The sequence below is a fragment of the Sphingomonas sp. CD22 genome, from assembly GCF_034556155.1.
In the GTDB taxonomy this organism is placed as follows: domain Bacteria; phylum Pseudomonadota; class Alphaproteobacteria; order Sphingomonadales; family Sphingomonadaceae; genus Sphingomonas.
Map to the genome: position 1 here is coordinate 318,460 of NZ_JAYDYX010000004.1, position 16,581 is coordinate 335,040.

Below are 16,581 nucleotides of genomic sequence, written 5' to 3' on the forward strand. Positions count from 1 at the left end.
ATCATTCCCAGTGACGGTTTGGTGTTCTCATTATAGCCGCACGAAGGCTGGGCGATGCGCCTGCGACGCATTCGTCGCAGCGGCCGCCGGGCGGATGGCCCGGCGTGGCGACGCGAGAGGTCCCGCGCCGCCATGGCGACCGGGTTCAGAAGCGCGAGCGGAGCGTGACGCCGTAGGTGCGCGGCTCGGCGAGGAAGGCGGTGGTCAGCGCATTGCCGACGGCATAGCTCGCGCCGAGCTGCTGGACCTGCGACTGGCTGCCCCTGCCCTGCAGGAAGGCCGCGGCGGCGATCTGCTCATATTGGGTGTCGAAGATATTCTGACCCCAGAATTCCAGCGCCCAATGCTGATCGCGGCCGCGGATGCCGATCCGCGCGTTGACCAGGACATAGCCGTCCTGACGCTTCTCGGCGAACAGGTCGGAACCGGTGTTATAGTCGCTGGTCATGCGGCTATCGACGTAGAACAGGCCGGTGAGCCCGTTGCTGCCGATCGCCGGCGTCCAGGTCGCCGCGCTGGTGATGACGTGGCGCGGCGCGTTCGACATCTGGCTGCCCGGCAACATGAACAAGGCGGGGGTGAGCGGCGCGCCGGCGGCACTGCCGACCAGATCGTCCCGATATTGCGTACGGGCGTAGGTATAGCCGAGATTGAAGGTGACGTCGGGCGTCGGATAGGCGCCCGCCTCCAGTTCGAACCCTTGCGTGACGACGCCCGCGCCGACCTTGCCCTTGCAGGCGCCGGAGGTGGGATCGTCGTCGCGATCCTGGCCGTTCAGCGATCCGTCGCAGCCGCCGATATTCTGGACGACGAAGGCGCTGCCGTTGAAGGTGTTCAACTGGAAGTTGCGGAAGGACGAGCGGAAACCGGCGAGGTTCGCGCTGAACCTTTCGGTGCTGTATTTGACGCCCAGTTCGAACGCCTGCACCGTCTCCGGATCGAAGCGGAGGTCGCTCGCGCGCGAGCTGCCGAGGACGAGACCCGAGCGGGCGAGGTTGTAGCCGCCCGCCTTATAGCCGCGGGCGTAGGACCCGTAGAGCAAGGTGCTCGGCGTCGCCTGCCACGACAGCACCGTGGTGCCGGTGACCTGGCCTTCGCTGATCGCATCGTTCAGCGGGACGCCGTTGAGCGCGGTCGTCGAATTACCGGCGCAGACGATCGCGACGAGCCCGTCGGCGATGTCTCGCATCAGCTTGTTGGAGTTCAACCGCGCCGAAGCGAGCGCCGCCTGCTGCGCCGGGCACACCGTATTGTTGCTGTTAAGCGATGCGTTCAGCACCTTGTGTTCGTGCGTGTAGCGCAGGCCGGCGGTGAGGCTCAGCGTGTCGGTGATGCGGAAGATGTCGTGCGTGAAGAAGGCGTAATTGGTGCTGGTCTGATCGAAGACGTCGCGCAACGCGCCGAGGTTGCTCGCGGTGCTGATCCGGTCGAGCCCGCCGATCAGGGTCCCGCCGAGAACCCTGGTGAGCGCCGGACGGCCCACGGCGCTGAGACATCCGGACTTGGTCGGGTCGCGCAGCGCCGGGGTGACGTTCATCCGCGCGACGAGGCTGCACGAGGCGAAGGCGCCGAATTGCGAGCCGAACTTGAAATTGTCGGCGACTTCGAGCCCTTCGTGCGCGAAATAGCCGCCGACCAGCCAGTCGAGCCGATTGTCGAACAGGCCGCCGCTCAGCCGCGTCTCGTGCGTATAGGTGCGGAACCGGCGGTAGGCGTTGCCGTCGTCGCTGCGATAGCCGATGTCGAGATTGCCGTAATCCGGATCCAGCGCGTCGCCGGCCTTATATTCGCGATAGGCGCTGATCGAGATGAGCTGCACGCTGCCGATCGTCCAGCCGATCCGCGACGAGATGCCGTAATCCTTGGTGACGTTGGCATAAGCGCGACCGGGCGTCTGCGCGATCTGGCAGTTATAGGGATCGCCCGCGCTCGGCAGGAGGCCGCCGAGGCTCTGCATGACCGAGACGACGCGGTTCTGCGGCGCCACCGCGAAGTCGCCCGCCACGCCCGGTGTCGGATCGTATTTCTCGCGCGTGTCGACGTAGACCGCGCCGCAGCACTTTTCGTTGCGATAGGTGTAATCGCCGATCAGGCGCAGCGACAGATCGGTGCTCGGCTTGAAGAACAACTGGCCGCGGACGAAATAGCGGTTGCGGTCGTTATAGTCGGTCTTGTTGACGACGTCGGTGTAGAAGCCGTCGCGCCTGGCGACGACGCCGTCGATACGGAAGGCGAGCGTGTCCTTGAGCACCGGACCGGTGAGCGCGCCGGCAAGGCGGACGGCGTTGTAATTGCCGTAGCTCGCCTCTCCATAGCCGCCGAACTTGAATTCCGGGTATTTGGTGTAGATGCTGATCGCGCCCGCCGAAGAGTTACGGCCCGACAACGTGCCCTGCGGCCCGCGCAGCACCTCGATCCGCTCGACCTCGCCGAGATCGTTGAGCCCGGAGCCGGTGCGGCTGCGATAGACACCGTCGATGAACACCGCGACCGAGCTTTCGAGGCCGGGATTGTCGCCGACGGTGCCGATGCCGCGCAGGCGTGCGGTGGCATTTGCCTCCGATCCAGTCGAGGAAACAGACAGCGACGGCGCGAGCTGCGCCATCTGACGAATGTCGGTCGCTCCCGAATGACGCAACGCCGTCGAGCCATAGGCGCTGACCGCGATCGGCACGTTCGACAGCCGCTGCGAGCGCCGCGTCGCGGTGACGACGATGTCGGAGGTGTTCTCGGCGACCGTTGGGGGCGCCTTGTCCTTCTCCCCCTGCTTGGCGTTCGGTGCGAGGCCGCGGAGCCCTTGTGCGTCCGCCTGCCCGATCGCTCCCGCGCAACCAGCCGCCGCCAAAAGGTATACCCACTTACGCATATCACCGCCCCCGGTCAGAAATCCCAAGAGGGCGGTTGCAGCTGCAAATGATAACAATGTGTAAAAGCGGGAACGGGTGGAACCGCGTTTTTATGGAATATTTTACGCTCGTCGCTGGCCAAGCGCCGGATTGATATGGAATTCAGTAGTCAGCGTGCGGGTAGTTGATTTTTGTTGATGCTGCGGCTCTATCACGGCGGGACGGCGGGTTGGTGCCGATCCGTACCGGCCAGCCCGCGCACCCATCATCTGTAACCAAGCGCGTCCAGGGGCATCAGCATGACACGAATCGCACCTCTGCTGGCGGGCGCCTGCGCGCTCGCCAGCCTGTCCCTCCCCGCCCCCGCCGCAGCGCAGACCATCGCGGACCGGCCCGCCGCCCCCGTCGATCAGGATTGGGCGATCCATGGCCAAGCGACCGGCGTGCTGCAGGGCACGCCCGGCTTCGCCTCCCCCTATCAAGGGCCGAACAGCCTGACCCCGCGGCAGATCAAGGAGACGGTCGACGTCACGCTCTATGCCGGGGTGCGGCCGTGGCGCGGCGGCGAGATGTGGATCAATCCGGAGATCGACCAGGGCTTCGGCCTGTCCAACACGTTGGGTGCCGCCGGCTTTCCGAGCGCGGAGGCGTATAAGGTCGGGCGGAAGAGTCCGTATCTGCGGTTGCAGCGGCTGTTCTTCCGCCAGACCATCGGCCTGGGCGGCGGCAACGAAGCGGTGGCCGGTGCGATGAACCAGCTCGCCGGGACGCGCGACACCGACCGGCTGGTGCTGACCGCGGGCAAGTTCGGCGTCGGCGACGTATTCGACACCAACAGCTATGCGCACGATCCGCGCAGCGACTTCCTCAACTGGTCGGCGGTCGATGCGGGCAGCTTCGATTACGCCGCGGATGCCTGGGGCTATACGACGGGGATCGCGGGCGAAGCGTATCGCGGCGACTGGACGCTGCGGCTCGGCCTGTTCAATCTGTCGAAGGTGCCCAATGGCGAGACGCTGGAGACGCGCTTCCAGCAATATCAGGTCGATGGCGAGATCGAGCACCGCCACCGGATCGGCGGCCACGACGGCGCGCTACGGCTGACGCTGTTCCGCAACCGCGGGCAGTTCGGCCGGTTCGACGATGCTTTGACGCTGGCGGCGGCGAGCGGCGGCGCTGCCGACACCGCCTTCGTCCGGGCGCGGCGGACGCGGATCGGCGCGAGCGTCAACGGCGAACAGGCGGTGACCGGCTCGCTCGGCCTGTTCGCGCGCGCCGGTGTCGCGGATGGCGCGATCGAGCCCTATGACTTCACCGACATCGACCGGACGGCGCAGCTCGGCCTGTCGTTGAAAGGTGCGGGCTGGCACCGCGTCGCCGATACAATCGGGGCGGCGGTGGTCGTCAACGGGATCAGCACGGCGCACCAGCGCTATCTCGACGCGGGCGGTCTCGGCGTGCTGGTCGGCGACGGCCGATTGCCGCATCCGGGGGCCGAATATATCGGCGAGGCCTTCTACAAGCTCGCCGCGATGCGCGGGTTCGAACTGACGCTCGATTACCAGCTGATCGAACATCCCGGCTACAATCGCGATCGCGGCCCCGCCAACATGCTGGCCGCGCGGGTGCATGGCGGGTTCTGAGCGAAACCGGCCGACGGGCGCCGCGAGGGCACCCGTCGGCCGGTCTATCAGCCGGCCTTGGGCGCGACCGCTTTGTCGACGTCGGTGGCGGCGGCGGCACCGGCCTGCGGCGCCACACGCAGGTTGAGTTCCTTCAATTGCTTGGGCGTCGCGAAATTGGGCGCGCCCATCATCAGATCCTCCGCCTTCTGCGTCATTGGGAAGACGATGACCTCGCGGATGTTGGGTTCGTCGGCGAGCAGCATGACGATCCGGTCGATGCCCGGCGCGGAGCCGCCGTGCGGCGGGGCGCCGAACTTGAAGGCGTTGATCATGCCGGCGAAATTGGTGTCGACCTCGGCCTGTGAATAGCCGGCGATTTCGAACGCCTTGTACATGATCTCGGGACGGTGGTTCCGAATCGCGCCCGACGACAGCTCCACGCCGTTGCAGACGATGTCGTACTGATAAGCGAGGATATCGAGCGGGTCCTTGGTCTCCAGCGCCTCCATCTCGCCCTGCGGCATCGAGAAGGGGTTGTGGCTGAAGTCGACCTTCTTGTTGTCCTCGTCGTACTCGAACATCGGGAAGTCGACGATCCAGCAGAATTCGAAGCGGCTCTGGTCGATCAGGCCGAGGCTCTCGCCGACGCGGGTGCGCGCGAGGCCGGCGAGCTTGGCCGCCTGACCTTCCTTGCCCGCCGCGAAGAACAGGCCGTCGTCCGGGCCGAGGCCGAGCGCATCGGCCATCGCGGTCATCTTGTCCTCGCCATGATTCTTGGCGATCGGGCCGCCCCATTCGCCGCCCTTGCGGGTGGCATAGCCGAGGCCGGCGAAGCCTTCGCCTTGCGCCCAGGCGTTCATGTCGTCGAAGAACTTGCGGCTCTTATCGGCGGTGCCGGGCGCGGGGATCGCGCGGACGACGTCGCCGGCCTCGACGATCGAGGCGAAACGGCCGAAGCCCGAGCCGACGAATTGCTCCGACACGTCGCTGATGAGGATCGGGTTGCGCAGGTCGGGCTTGTCGTTGCCGTATTTCAGCATCGATTCGCGATAGGGGATGCGCTTGAACGGCAGCGCACTGACGGTGCGGCCGCCCCCTCGTCCATTTTGGCCCTGCCAGTCGGCGAATTCCTCGAACACGCCGTGGAGGACGGGCTCGATCGCCTGGAAGACGTCTTCCTGCGTGACGTAGCTCATCTCGAAATCGAGCTGGTAGAATTCGCCGGGCGAACGGTCGGCGCGGGCGTCCTCGTCGCGGAAACACGGCGCGATCTGGAAATAGCGGTCGAAGCCGGCGACCATCAGCAGCTGCTTGAACATCTGCGGCGCCTGCGGGAGCGCGTAGAACTTGCCCGGATGGACGCGGCTGGGGACGAGATAGTCGCGCGCGCCCTCGGGGCTCGACGCGGTGAGGATCGGCGTCTGGAATTCGGTGAAGCCCTGCCCGATCATCCGCTGGCGGATCGAGGAGATCACCTTCGAGCGCAGCATGATGTTCTGGTGGAGCCGCTCGCGGCGCAGGTCGAGGAAGCGATAGCGCAGGCGGATATCCTCGGGATATTCGGCATCGCCCGCGACCGGCATCGGCAGCTCCTGCGCGTGGCTCTGCACGGTCACGCCGCGCGCGAACACCTCGATCGCGCCGGTGGCGAGATTGGGGTTCTGCGTCGCCTCGGACCGCGCCTTCACGACGCCGTCGATCGTCACCACCGATTCGACGCGGAGCGATTCCAGCGTCGGCAATGCGGGCGAATCGCTGTCGGCGACGATCTGGGTGATGCCGTAATGGTCGCGCAGGTCGACGAAGAGCACGCCGCCGTGGTCGCGCTTGCGATGGACCCAGCCCGACAGGCGGACGGTCTCACCGACATTGCTCGCGGTGAGCGCGGCGCAGGTGTGGGAGCGATAGGCGTGCATGATCGTTTCTTCTTGCTTCGTCACCCTGGCCTTACGCTGGGGTGACGTGGATGGTCGTGGAGCGCATCCCCACCCCTTCCCTCTTTGTCAACCCGCGCGCGTGTGGCTATGGACGGGTCATGCATATCCACCCGTTGATTACAGACAGCGCCAGCCTCGCCAATCTGTGTGCCCGCCTCGCCAATGCCGACTTCGTGACCGTCGACACCGAATTCATGCGCGAGAGCACCTATTATCCCGAATTGTGCCTGATCCAGATCGCCGACGTGAACGAGGCGGCGGCGATCGATCCGATGGCGCCGGGGCTCGACATGACGCCGCTGCTCGAACTGCTCACCGAGAATCAGGACGTGCTCAAGGTCGTCCACGCCGGCGGGCAGGATATCGAGATCATCTACAATCTCACCGGCAAGACGCCGCATCCGCTGTTCGACACGCAGGTGGCGGCGATGGCGCTGGGGCAAGGCGAGCAGATCGGCTATTCCAACCTGGTCGACAGCTGGCTCGGCATCGTCGTCGACAAGGGCGCGCGCTTCACCGACTGGGCGCGGCGGCCGCTGGATGCGCGGCAGATCGAATATGCGATCGGCGACGTGACGCATCTCGCGGTGATCTTTCCCAAGATGCTGGAACGGCTGCGCAAGACCGGGCGCGGCGTATGGCTCGACCAGGAGATGGAGCGGCTCGCCGACCCCGCCAATTACGCCAACGATCCCGATCAGGCGTGGAAGCGCGTGCGGATTTCGGGGCGCAAGCCCGACGTGCTCGGGCGGCTGAAGGCGCTGGCGCGGTGGCGCGAGCTGGAGGCGCAGTCGAAGGACCTGCCGCGCGGGCGGATCGTCAAGGACGAGACGCTGGGCGATCTCGCCGGCCATCCGCCGCGCAAACAGGCCGATCTCGCCAAGGTGCGCGGGCTGTCGGCGACCTGGGCGTCGAACGATATCGGCGGGCGGCTGATGGCGGCGATCGACTCGGCCGAACCGCTCGATGCGGACGAGCTGCCGCCGCGCGACGATCGCAAGCCGGGATTGGGCAAGGAGGGCGCCCTGGTCGCCGACCTGCTCAAGCTGCTGCTCAAGATCCGCTCGCGCGATATCGACGTCGCCTCGCGGCTGTTGGCGCGTTCCGAGGAACTGGAAGCGCTGGCCGCGGGGGTGCGGACCGGATTGCCGATGCTGGAGGGCTGGCGGTTCGATCAGTTCGGGCGCGATGCGCTCGATCTGGTCGAGGGACGGCTGGGCTTTGCGGTGCGCGGCGGCAAGCTCAAGATGACGCGAACGGAGGAAGCAGCATGATGCGGTTGGCCTTTCTACTGCCGGTGCTCGCGGCGGGATGTGCGACGATGCCGGCGCCGGAGCCGGAGCGCGGACCGTGCGCGATCGACGAGGCGGTCAAGATCCGCTTCGCCGGTGTCAAGTTCCGCGAGCGGATGCGGCCCGAGATCGAGCATATGACGCATTCGGCGATCTCGCGGGTGATCCATCCCGACGATGTCACGACGCAGGATTTCCGCGTCGACCGGCTGAACATCCTGCTCGACGACGGCGGGCTGGTCAGCGGGCTGAAGTGCGGCTGATCAACGGTTCTGATTGAAACTCCTCCCCCGCCAGGGGGAGGTGGCATGCCGCAGGCATGACGGAGGGGGAGGACACGGAACAAGAGTGGTCGCTTACCTCCCCCTCCGTCACGGCTTCGCCGCGCCACCTCCCCCTGGCGGGGGAGGAATTTACTGAATGGCACCGGCGCCCATCATCTGATCGCGAGGCGCGGCTTGCGTTTGAGCGCCGTGGCCAGCGCGGCGTGGCGGCGTTCGACCGTCTCCGCGTAGAGCGGCCGGTCCGCCTCGGCCAGCGACAGCATGACGTGACCGGGGACCAGCGCCAGCGAGGCGCGTTGCAGCGGCCCGGCGAGGCCGGCGCTGAACCGCTGGCCGAGACGGATCGCCAGCCCCCAGTCGATCGCCAGCGCGATCTGCCCGCTGCTGGCGAGGCCGGCGAGCAAAGGATGCGGCACCGTGCTGCCGCCGAGGCTGGTATGCAGCGCCTGCGCGAGCATCGCGCGTTCTGGCGCGTCGATCGCCACCCAATTGCCGTGCAGCGCGACCTCGAACCCGCGCTCGTCGCGGAATTCGGGGTTGGCGCGCCAGCCCGAATCGGCGAGCAGGCAGGCAGCGTGGCGGATGCGCGTCAGCTCCGGCGCATCGCCGGGGAAGAGCGGCGCGATCCAGGCAGCGAGCAAATCGCCGTGCTCGGCGAAGCGGCCGAGCAATTTGCCCTCCTCGCGCGCGGCGACGATCAGCGGATCGAGCGCGCGCGTCTGCGGATCGAGCGTCGCGTAGAGCAGCCCCTCGCGCAGCCCGAAGGTCGAGGCCATCGCGCTGCCCGAACCGAGTTCGCGCATCACCACCGACAGCAATGCGGTGGCGTCGCCGAGCTGCGCGGCGCGGACCGACGACATGCCCGGCACGCTGCGCAGCCGCGGCCGCGAGAGATGCGCGATGCTGCGGCCGAGGCGACCGACGGTTTCGGGCGCGAGGCTGTAGCCGTGGATGATCGGCAGCGGATAATGCGTCAGGCTCATGTCGAGCCGGGCGAGCGCGCGCCACGATCCGCCGACCATGTAGAGCGGCAGGCCCCTGCCCCGGCCGGTCCAACCCGCCTCGGCGATCAGGCGGGTGACGTGGCGATCGAACGTCGGGCCGCGGCTGGCGCGCATCGCGGCGATGCGCAGCACGCCGAGCGGGAAGGAGATGCGGTCGGTGACGGTACCCGCCACGACGCGCACGAGTTCGAGGCTGCCGCCGCCGAGATCGCCGACGATGCCGTCCGCATCGGGGATCGCCGACAGCACGCCCATGCCCGCCGCGGTCGCCTCCTGCTCGCCGGAGAGAAGCTCGACGGTGAGGCCGAGGTCTTTCGCGGCGGCGATGAAGGCGGCGCCGTTGCTCGCGTCGCGGACCGCGGCAGTGGCGACGGTGCGGACGGGCGCGTCCATTTCCCGCGCGACCATCGCGAACCGGCGCAGCGCCCCGATCGCGAGCGTCATGCTGTCCGCGTCGATCGCCCCGGTCGCTGCAAGGCTGCGGCCGAGGCCGGCCATGACCTTTTCGTTGAACAGCGTCGCGGGGATGCGCGGATGGCCCTGATACACGACCAGCCGCACCGAATTGGAGCCGATGTCGATGATGCCGGTGCGGGGATAGGGGTCGGTCATTGCCGGTTCAACGGCCGGCGCGGGCTGGTGTTCAGATGCGGGGCGGTCGCGCAACGTCGTGATGAACGGCAAACGGACCATCAGCGGGCGTCCGCGGCGGGCCGCACACCCCGGACCCCGCCCCGATCCGCCGTCATCGCCGCCGCCGCAGCGCCAGCGTTGGCACCGCGTTGCTTTCCGCCAGCGCCGCGCCGCGGCCGGAGAGCGACGGGTTGGTCATGAAATAGCGGTGGAGGTTGAACGGCCTGTCGCCGGGGGTTTCGCGGACGTAGCGGCCGTCCGATTCGAGTTCCCAGCTTTGTTCGGTGTCGATGAGGTTGGCGACCATCACCTGGTCGAGCACCTGGTCGTGCACCGTCGGGTTTTCGATCGGCAGCATATATTCGACGCGGCGGTCGAAATTGCGCGGCATCCAGTCGGCCGAGGAGATGAACACCTTCGCGCCGTCGTTGGGCAGCGCCGCGCCATTGCCGAAGCAGAAGATGCGGCTGTGTTCGAGGAAGCGGCCGATGATCGACTTGACGCGGATATGCTCGGACATGCCGGGCACGCCGGGACGCAGGCAGCAGATGCCGCGGATGATCAAATCGATCTCGACCCCCGCGCCGCTCGCCTCGTACAATTTGTCGATGATCGCGGGATCGACGAGACTGTTCATCTTCGCCCATACCGCCCCGCTCTTGCCGGCGCGGGCATTGGCGATCTCGACATCGATGAGGTCGAGCAGCTTCTGGCGCAGGTCGCGCGGCGAGAGGCTGAGCTTGGTGATGTCGGTCGGCTCGACATAGCCGGTGACGTAGTTGAACATCTGCGCTGCATCGCGTCCCATCCGCGGATCGGCGGTGAAGAAGCTGAGATCGGTGTAGATTCGCGCGGTGACCGGGTGGTAATTGCCGGTGCCGAAGTGGCAATAGGTGCGGAACTGGCCGTTCTCGCGGCGGACCACCATCGACACCTTGGCGTGCGTCTTCCATTCGAGGAAGCCGTAGACGACCTGTACGCCGGCGCGTTCGAGCGCGCTCGCCCACAGGATGTTCTGTTCCTCGTCGAAGCGCGCACGCAGCTCGACCACCGCGGTGACCGATTTGCCCGCCTCGGCGGCGGCGATCAGCGCGTTGATGACCGCGGGCTGTTTGCCGGCGCGATACAGCGTCTGCTTGATCGCGATGACGTCGGGGTCGAGCGCAGCCTGTTTGAGGAAGGCGAGCACGACGTCGAACGTCTCATAGGGGTGATGGACGACGATGTCCTTCGCGCGGATCGCCGCGAAGCAATCGCCGCCGAATTCGCGGATGCGCTCGGGGAAGCGCGGCACGAACGGCAGGAACTTGAGGTCGGGCCGATCCTCGTCGATCACCGCGTCGAGATCGCCGATGCTGAGCAGATTGCCGCTTTCGGTGATCGTCGCGTCGGCGCCGCCCAATTCGTGGCGCAGCACCTTGGCGAGCGCGTCGGGCATCCCCGTCTCGAGCTCGAGCCGGATGACGCGACCGCGGCGGCGGCGCTTGATCGCATTGGCGAAGTAGCGGACGAGATCCTCCGCCTCCTCGTCGATCTCGATGTCGCTGTCGCGCAGCACGCGGAAGGCGGCGGCGCCGACCAAAGTATAGCCGGGGAACAGCACCGGCGCGAACCGCTTGAGCAGCGCCTCGATCGAGACGTAACGCGCGGGCTCGCCGGGCAGGCGGACGAAGCGCGGGGCGCTCGCCGGGATCATCACCAGTTCGCGCACCGGCTCGCCGTCCGAATCGCGGACGACGTCGAACATCACCGACAGTCCCTTGTTGGGGATGAAGGGGAAGGGATGGGCGGGATCGAGCGCCTGCGGCGTCAGGATCGGGAAGATCTGTTCGCGGAAATGCGCATCGAGCCATTCGGCGTCCTGCGCGTCGACCTCGTCGCGGCGCAGGACGTGCAGGCCCGCCTCGTCGAGCAGCGTGCGCAGGTCGCCCCACACCGCCTGCTGGCTGGCCATCAGCGCGTCCGCCTCGCGGGTGATCGCGGCAAGCTGCTGCCCCGGAGTCAGGCCGTCCGACGAGCGGCGATCGACGTCCTTCAATTGCTGCCCCTTCAGGCCGGCGACGCGGACCATGAAGAATTCGTCGAGATTGTTGCCCGAGATCGACAGGAAACGCAGCCGTTCCAGCAGCGGATGCGCCGGATTGCACGCCTCCTCCAGCACGCGCCGGTTGAAGGCGAGCCACGACAGCTCGCGGTTGAAATAGCGATCGTTCACTTCCGGAACAAACGGATCGTCATCGGGAGCGGCGAGGTGCGAGAGGTGGATTGGGCGTGTCATACTTCGGTCATAGGTAGCAACGGTTGCGGTTGCGTGACGATCCCCGCCGCGGTCAAAACAGTTCGCGCGAGCGGGATCGAGAGGCGGCGGCGGCTTTCCAGCACCTCCTGATCGAGCGCATCGACGACGCGCTGGACGATGATGTGGCTGCGTTCGATGCGCGTGCTGAGCCAGGTCACCAAATCGGGGCGCGCGTCGAGCCCGCGGCGGTGGAACAGATGCGCGAGCAATGCGGCGATCAGTTCATCGTCGGGCGCGCCGATCGCGGCGTGCGGGCTGGCGGCGAGCCGAGAACGCAGATCGGGCAATTTGACCGCCCAGCTGGGCGGCAGCGCGTCGGCGACGATCACCAGCGGCCGCCCCTCCGCCTGCGCCTGGTTCCAGGCGTGGAAGATCTGCGCCTCGGGCACCGCCTCGGCATCGTCGATGATCCGGCCCTGGCTCTTGGCGGCGAAGATGCGCGCGAGCAGGCTGCGGCCGGATTTGCGCGGGCCGGTCAGCACCGCCGCCATCACCGGCCAGCTCGCCCATTGCTCCAGCACCTGCGCGGCGCGGATATTGGACGGGGTGACGAGAAAGGCATCGTCCTTCGGGTCGGCCGGCCACCCGAGGGGCAGCGCCAATTGGTTGCTCATGCGTCAGCCGGTCGGATTGGCGGCGGCGGTGGCGGCCGGCGTCGGCGCGCCGCGACGGATGCGGAGCGTCTGGCCCGACCCGCTGACCTGATAGCCGCGCACCTCCAGCGCCGCACGCAGCGCGTCGGGATCGCCGTCATAGGTGACGCGCATCAGCGACAGGCCGCCGAGCGCGAGGCTGGTGGTGCTCGCCGCGCGGACGCCGGGGATGCTGCGGACCAGTCCCTCGGTATTGGCGACCGCGCTCGCGCCCGGCGTGTCGAACTGGAGGGTGAGCGCGATGCCGGCATTGGCGGCACCCGTGTCGCCGACGATCTCGGCGAGCGTCTCGCCGCTCGCCGCGTCGTCGATCGCGTCGGGATCGACCACCGGCTCGGGCGCCGGCGGCGGCGACAGCGTCGGATCGAGGCCGAGCGCGCCGCCACGCAGCGCCTGCTGGAACAACCCGTCCATCCGCGCGACGCCGGTGTCGAGCAGCCGCGGCAGGCCGGCGGCGCTGCCGACGCGCAGCGTGAAGCTGGCGAGCAGTTCGTTATCGGGACCGTGCCGCGCCTGGAACACGCCGATGATCGGGCCGCCGGGATAGCTGCGGTAGAGGCGGACCACGGGAATGAGGATATCGGCGGCGCCATATTGGTCGATCACCGTCCGCCACCAGCCGCGCCCCGGCCGGGCGATCTGCCCGGCGTTGAGCAGCAGCGAATCGGCGCCGTTGCCGGAGGGGCGGACGTAATCGACCGCGCTGTTGCCGGTGCGGAACCGTGCCCACGCCTCCTGCCAGTCGGTGCGTTGCTCGAACACCGTCTCGACCCCGCCCGACACCTGCAACGGCACGAGCAGCATCGGCCGCGAGCGATCCGAATAGGCGCTGATGCCGAGCACCGATGCGGCGCGGCTGCGGTTGAACAGCACGCCGAGCTTGGCGATGTAGCGGGTCGGGCCGATCTGTTCGTTCTCGACGACGATGCCGGAGACGAGCTGGTCGAGCGTGCCGTCCGACACGAGGCCGCCGTCGCCGCCGAGCCGCTTCGAAAGCTGTACCCAGGCCTTGCGCTGCGCCAGCCGCCAACCGCCGAGCCGCGCCGCCTGCGCGGTCTTGGCGGCAACGTCGACATCGACGCCGCCGACCTCGAAATCGCCCGAACTGTCGACCGGCGCGACGCCGCGCCCGCCCTCGATCTGCGCATATGCACCGGCAGCGAGCAGCAGGGCCGCACCGGCGAGCGAGGGAAACAAGGGGATGCGCATGTCGCGGGCCTTTTGGCGAAGCCGACGGGTGATGCCAAGCGGGATGTGACCGTTCGCCCCACGCCGCGGCGGCGGATTTCGGTTCGGCATTGCCAGCAACCATCGCAAATCGTAGCAGGCTGGCCGGATGAGCAACCCGCCCTCCCCGTCCGACCAGTCCTACACTTATGCCGATGCCGGCGTGTCGATCGCCGCGGGGAACGCGCTGGTCCGCGCGATCGGGCCGCTCGCCAAGGCGACGCGCCGGCCCGGCGCGGATGCCGAGCTGGGCGGCTTCGGCGGGATGTTCGATCTCAAGGCGGCGGGGTTCACCGATCCGCTGCTGGTCGCCGCCAACGACGGCGTCGGCACCAAGCTGAAGCTCGCGATCGAATGGGACCGGCATGAAGGCGTGGGCGTCGACCTCGTCGCGATGTGCGCCAACGACCTGATCGTCCAGGGCGCCGAGCCTTTGTTCTTCCTCGATTATTATGCCACCGCCAAGCTCGACAACGGCATCGCCGAGCGCGTCGTCGCGTCGATCGCCGAGGGCTGCCGACAGGCGGGCTGCGCGCTGATCGGCGGCGAGACCGCGGAGATGCCCGGCATGTACGCGCCCGGCGACTACGACCTCGCCGGCTTCTGCGTCGGCGCGGTCGAGCGCGATCGGGTGCTGACCGGGCGCGAGATCGCCGCGGGCGACGTGATCCTCGGCCTCGCCTCGTCGGGGGTGCATTCGAACGGCTTCTCGCTGGTCCGGCGGCTGGCGGCGGATCGCGGCTGGAAGCTGGATCGCCCGGCGCTGTTCGATTCGGACCGGCTGCTGATCGACATCCTGATGGCGCCGACGCGCATCTATGTCGCCAGCCTGCTGCCGCTGCTGCGCGAGGGGGCGATCAAGGGTCTGGCGCATATCACCGGCGGCGGCCTGCTCGAGAATATCCCGCGCGTGCTGCCCGAGGGGACGCATGCGGTGATCGATGCCGATGCGTGGGAGCAATCGCGGCTGATGGCGTTCCTGCAGGCGCAGGGCGCGATCGAGCCAGAGGAGATGGCGCGCACGTTCAACTGCGGCATCGGCATGGCGGTGGTCGTCGCGGCGGAGCGGGCCGAAGCGGTCGCGGCGGCGCTGACCGCGGCGGGCGAGACGGTGCACCGGATCGGCGCGGTCGAGGCGGGGACGCGCGGCTGCACCGTGCGCGGCGCAACCGAGACGTGGAGCGCGCGCAGCGACTGGACCGCGACGCACGACCATGGCTGACGGCGGGGACGGCAAGACGGTCGGCATCCTGATCTCGGGCCGCGGCTCGAACATGATGGCGCTGGTCGAGGCGGGGATTCCGGTCGCGCTGGTCGCGTCCGACAAGCCCGACGCGCCCGGCCTCGCCTGGGCGCGCGGACGCGGCATCGCCACCTTCGCCTTGGCCCCCAAGGGGATCGGCAGGGCCGCCTATGAGGCGCAGCTCGACGCGGCGCTGCGCGAGGCGGGGTGCGAGGTGATCGCGCTCGCCGGCTATATGCGGCTGCTGTCGGACACTTTCGTCGCGCGATGGCGCGACCGGATCGTCAACATCCACCCCTCGCTGCTGCCCAAATACAAGGGGCTCGACACCCATGCGCGGGCGATCGCCGCGGGCGACGGCGTCGCCGGCTGCTCGGTGCATATCGTCACCGAGGAGCTGGATGGCGGTGCGCTGCTGGGCCAGGCCGAGGTGCCGGTACTGGCCGGCGACACCCCCGATACGCTCGCCGCGCGGGTGCTCGCGGCGGAACATCGTCTCTATCCCCAGATCCTCAAGGAATTCGTGAAGCGATGACCGACGTCTCCCCTGTCCTGGCGCGGGTGCGCGCCGTCGCCCTGCTGCTGCCCGAAGTCGAAGAGCGCGCGCAGGACGGCAACAGCTTCTTCGTCGGCGATGCCGCCTTCGTACGGGTGCGCGACGGGACCGACGGTACGGCCGTCGTGCAGTTGCTCGACGACGAGGCGCAGTGGACCGACGTCGCGATCGACGAGGATACCGACTGGACGTTGGTCGAGGACAGGATCGCGCACAGCTGGGAGCTCGCCGCGCCGCGCGACCTGCTCGAAGCGGGCGGGCGATGAGCGAGACGCGCGACCAGGCGCAGACCCGTCGTCGCTGGGTCACTTTGGCCGAGGTCGTCGCGGTCGCCGGCGTCGTGATCGCGGCGCTGACGCTCTACAGCAATTGGCAGGACCGGCGGCAGGCGGCTGCCGACAAGGCGATCGAACAGGCGAGCGCGACGCGCGACAAGACGCGCTTCGTGCTGCGCGGCGCGCCCGACAAGGACAAGCGGACGATCGTGCTGGCGCGCGAGGAGACGCATCCGCTCGGCGACATCCGCGTCAGCTTCCCGACCGCGCTCGGCGTCTCGCCGCAGGATTCGGTGACGCAGACGATCCAGGCGGACTGGTTCGACAAGGCGCTGCGCCAGGCGACCGACGGCGGCGCGGACGACCTGACCGGGCGGCTGCCGGTGCTGATCCGCTACACCTATTTTACCGACGACCAGCCGACGACGCGGCAGGCGATCTACGACATCGTCTGGCACACCCGGCCGCAGCGCTTCCAGGGCCGCAAGGTCGAGATGCTCGACCTGCGGCTGCGCGAGGCGGGCGGCAACCAGAAGCGCGTCGATGCACTGTGGGCGAAGGATAAGCCGAAGGTCTAGGCGGGATCGTTATTCAGGGTTTTCGCGAGAAATCCTCCCCCGCCAGGGAGTGCCGGGTTGAACGGCCCCCGGCCGTTCAAGGTCATGCCGGGGGCATGACCGACCCGGCACTGTGGCGCGGCGAAGCCG

13 protein-coding genes are annotated in these 16,581 nt (G+C 68.2%); 7 read left to right on the top strand and 6 right to left on the bottom strand.

Annotated features, from left to right (window positions below):
* Positions 1–145: 145 nt before the first annotated feature.
* On the bottom strand, positions 146–2,866 hold the full coding sequence (locus SFC76_RS10160; protein ID WP_322849356.1) for a TonB-dependent receptor: 2,721 nt from the start codon (positions 2,864–2,866) through the stop codon (positions 146–148).
* A gap of 279 nt (positions 2,867–3,145) precedes the next feature.
* On the opposite strand from SFC76_RS10160, the gene SFC76_RS10165 reads away from it, so the two are divergent.
* Complete coding sequence (locus tag SFC76_RS10165) at positions 3,146–4,489, top strand: carbohydrate porin (RefSeq protein WP_322849357.1); 1,344 nt, start codon at positions 3,146–3,148, stop codon at positions 4,487–4,489.
* A 47-nt stretch (positions 4,490–4,536) separates the two neighbouring features.
* Here the strand turns inward: SFC76_RS10165 and aspS are convergent, their stop codons facing one another.
* Positions 4,537–6,387 (bottom strand): aspartate--tRNA ligase, encoded by a 1,851-nt coding sequence (aspS, locus tag SFC76_RS10170; protein ID WP_322849466.1) that lies wholly within the window; start codon positions 6,385–6,387, stop codon positions 4,537–4,539.
* 119 nt (positions 6,388–6,506) lie between these two features.
* Here aspS and rnd point away from each other — a divergent pair, with 119 nt between their 5' ends.
* Positions 6,507–7,682 carry a ribonuclease D gene (gene rnd, locus SFC76_RS10175; RefSeq protein ID WP_322849358.1) on the top strand — a complete coding sequence of 392 codons (1,176 nt, stop codon included), beginning with the start codon at positions 6,507–6,509 and terminating at the stop codon, positions 7,680–7,682.
* Positions 7,679–7,963, top strand: a complete 285-nt coding sequence (locus SFC76_RS10180) for an I78 family peptidase inhibitor (RefSeq protein WP_322849359.1) — start codon at positions 7,679–7,681, stop codon at positions 7,961–7,963. Before rnd ends, SFC76_RS10180 begins: the two co-directional genes overlap by 4 nt.
* Before the next feature lie 173 nt (positions 7,964–8,136).
* Here SFC76_RS10180 and SFC76_RS10185 read toward each other — a convergent pair whose 3' ends face one another.
* The 4 genes from SFC76_RS10185 to SFC76_RS10200 all read right to left on the bottom strand — a co-directional run bounded on the left by SFC76_RS10185 (position 8,137) and on the right by SFC76_RS10200 (position 13,782).
* Positions 8,137–9,600, bottom strand: coding sequence for a Ppx/GppA family phosphatase (locus SFC76_RS10185; protein ID WP_322849360.1), 1,464 nt, complete (start codon positions 9,598–9,600; stop codon positions 8,137–8,139).
* 133 nt (positions 9,601–9,733) lie between these two features.
* A complete protein-coding gene (locus SFC76_RS10190) occupies positions 9,734–11,899 on the bottom strand; it encodes an RNA degradosome polyphosphate kinase (protein ID WP_322849361.1) in 2,166 nt (721 codons plus the stop codon).
* Positions 11,896–12,534: an HdaA/DnaA family protein gene (locus SFC76_RS10195; protein ID WP_322849362.1), complete on the bottom strand. Its 639-nt coding sequence runs from the start codon at positions 12,532–12,534 to the stop codon at positions 11,896–11,898. Before SFC76_RS10195 ends, SFC76_RS10190 begins: the two co-directional genes overlap by 4 nt.
* Before the next feature lie 3 nt (positions 12,535–12,537).
* Positions 12,538–13,782, bottom strand: coding sequence for a heavy-metal-associated domain-containing protein (locus SFC76_RS10200; protein WP_322849363.1), 1,245 nt, complete (start codon positions 13,780–13,782; stop codon positions 12,538–12,540).
* Positions 13,783–13,909: 127 nt separating this feature from the next.
* Here SFC76_RS10200 and purM point away from each other — a divergent pair, with 127 nt between their 5' ends.
* The 4 genes from purM to SFC76_RS10220 are packed head-to-tail and all read left to right on the top strand — an operon-like array spanning position 13,910 to position 16,452.
* Positions 13,910–15,022 (top strand): phosphoribosylformylglycinamidine cyclo-ligase, encoded by a 1,113-nt coding sequence (gene purM / locus SFC76_RS10205; protein WP_322849364.1) that lies wholly within the window; start codon positions 13,910–13,912, stop codon positions 15,020–15,022.
* Positions 15,015–15,578 carry a phosphoribosylglycinamide formyltransferase gene (gene purN / locus SFC76_RS10210; protein ID WP_322849365.1) on the top strand — a complete coding sequence of 188 codons (564 nt, stop codon included), beginning with the start codon at positions 15,015–15,017 and terminating at the stop codon, positions 15,576–15,578. The genes purM and purN overlap by 8 nt, the downstream gene beginning before the upstream one ends.
* Positions 15,575–15,865, top strand: a complete 291-nt coding sequence (locus SFC76_RS10215) for an MmcQ/YjbR family DNA-binding protein (RefSeq protein WP_322849366.1) — start codon at positions 15,575–15,577, stop codon at positions 15,863–15,865. Before purN ends, SFC76_RS10215 begins: the two co-directional genes overlap by 4 nt.
* A complete protein-coding gene (locus tag SFC76_RS10220) occupies positions 15,862–16,452 on the top strand; it encodes a hypothetical protein (protein ID WP_322849367.1) in 591 nt (196 codons plus the stop codon). The genes SFC76_RS10215 and SFC76_RS10220 overlap by 4 nt, the downstream gene beginning before the upstream one ends.
* Positions 16,453–16,581: the final 129 nt, after the last annotated feature.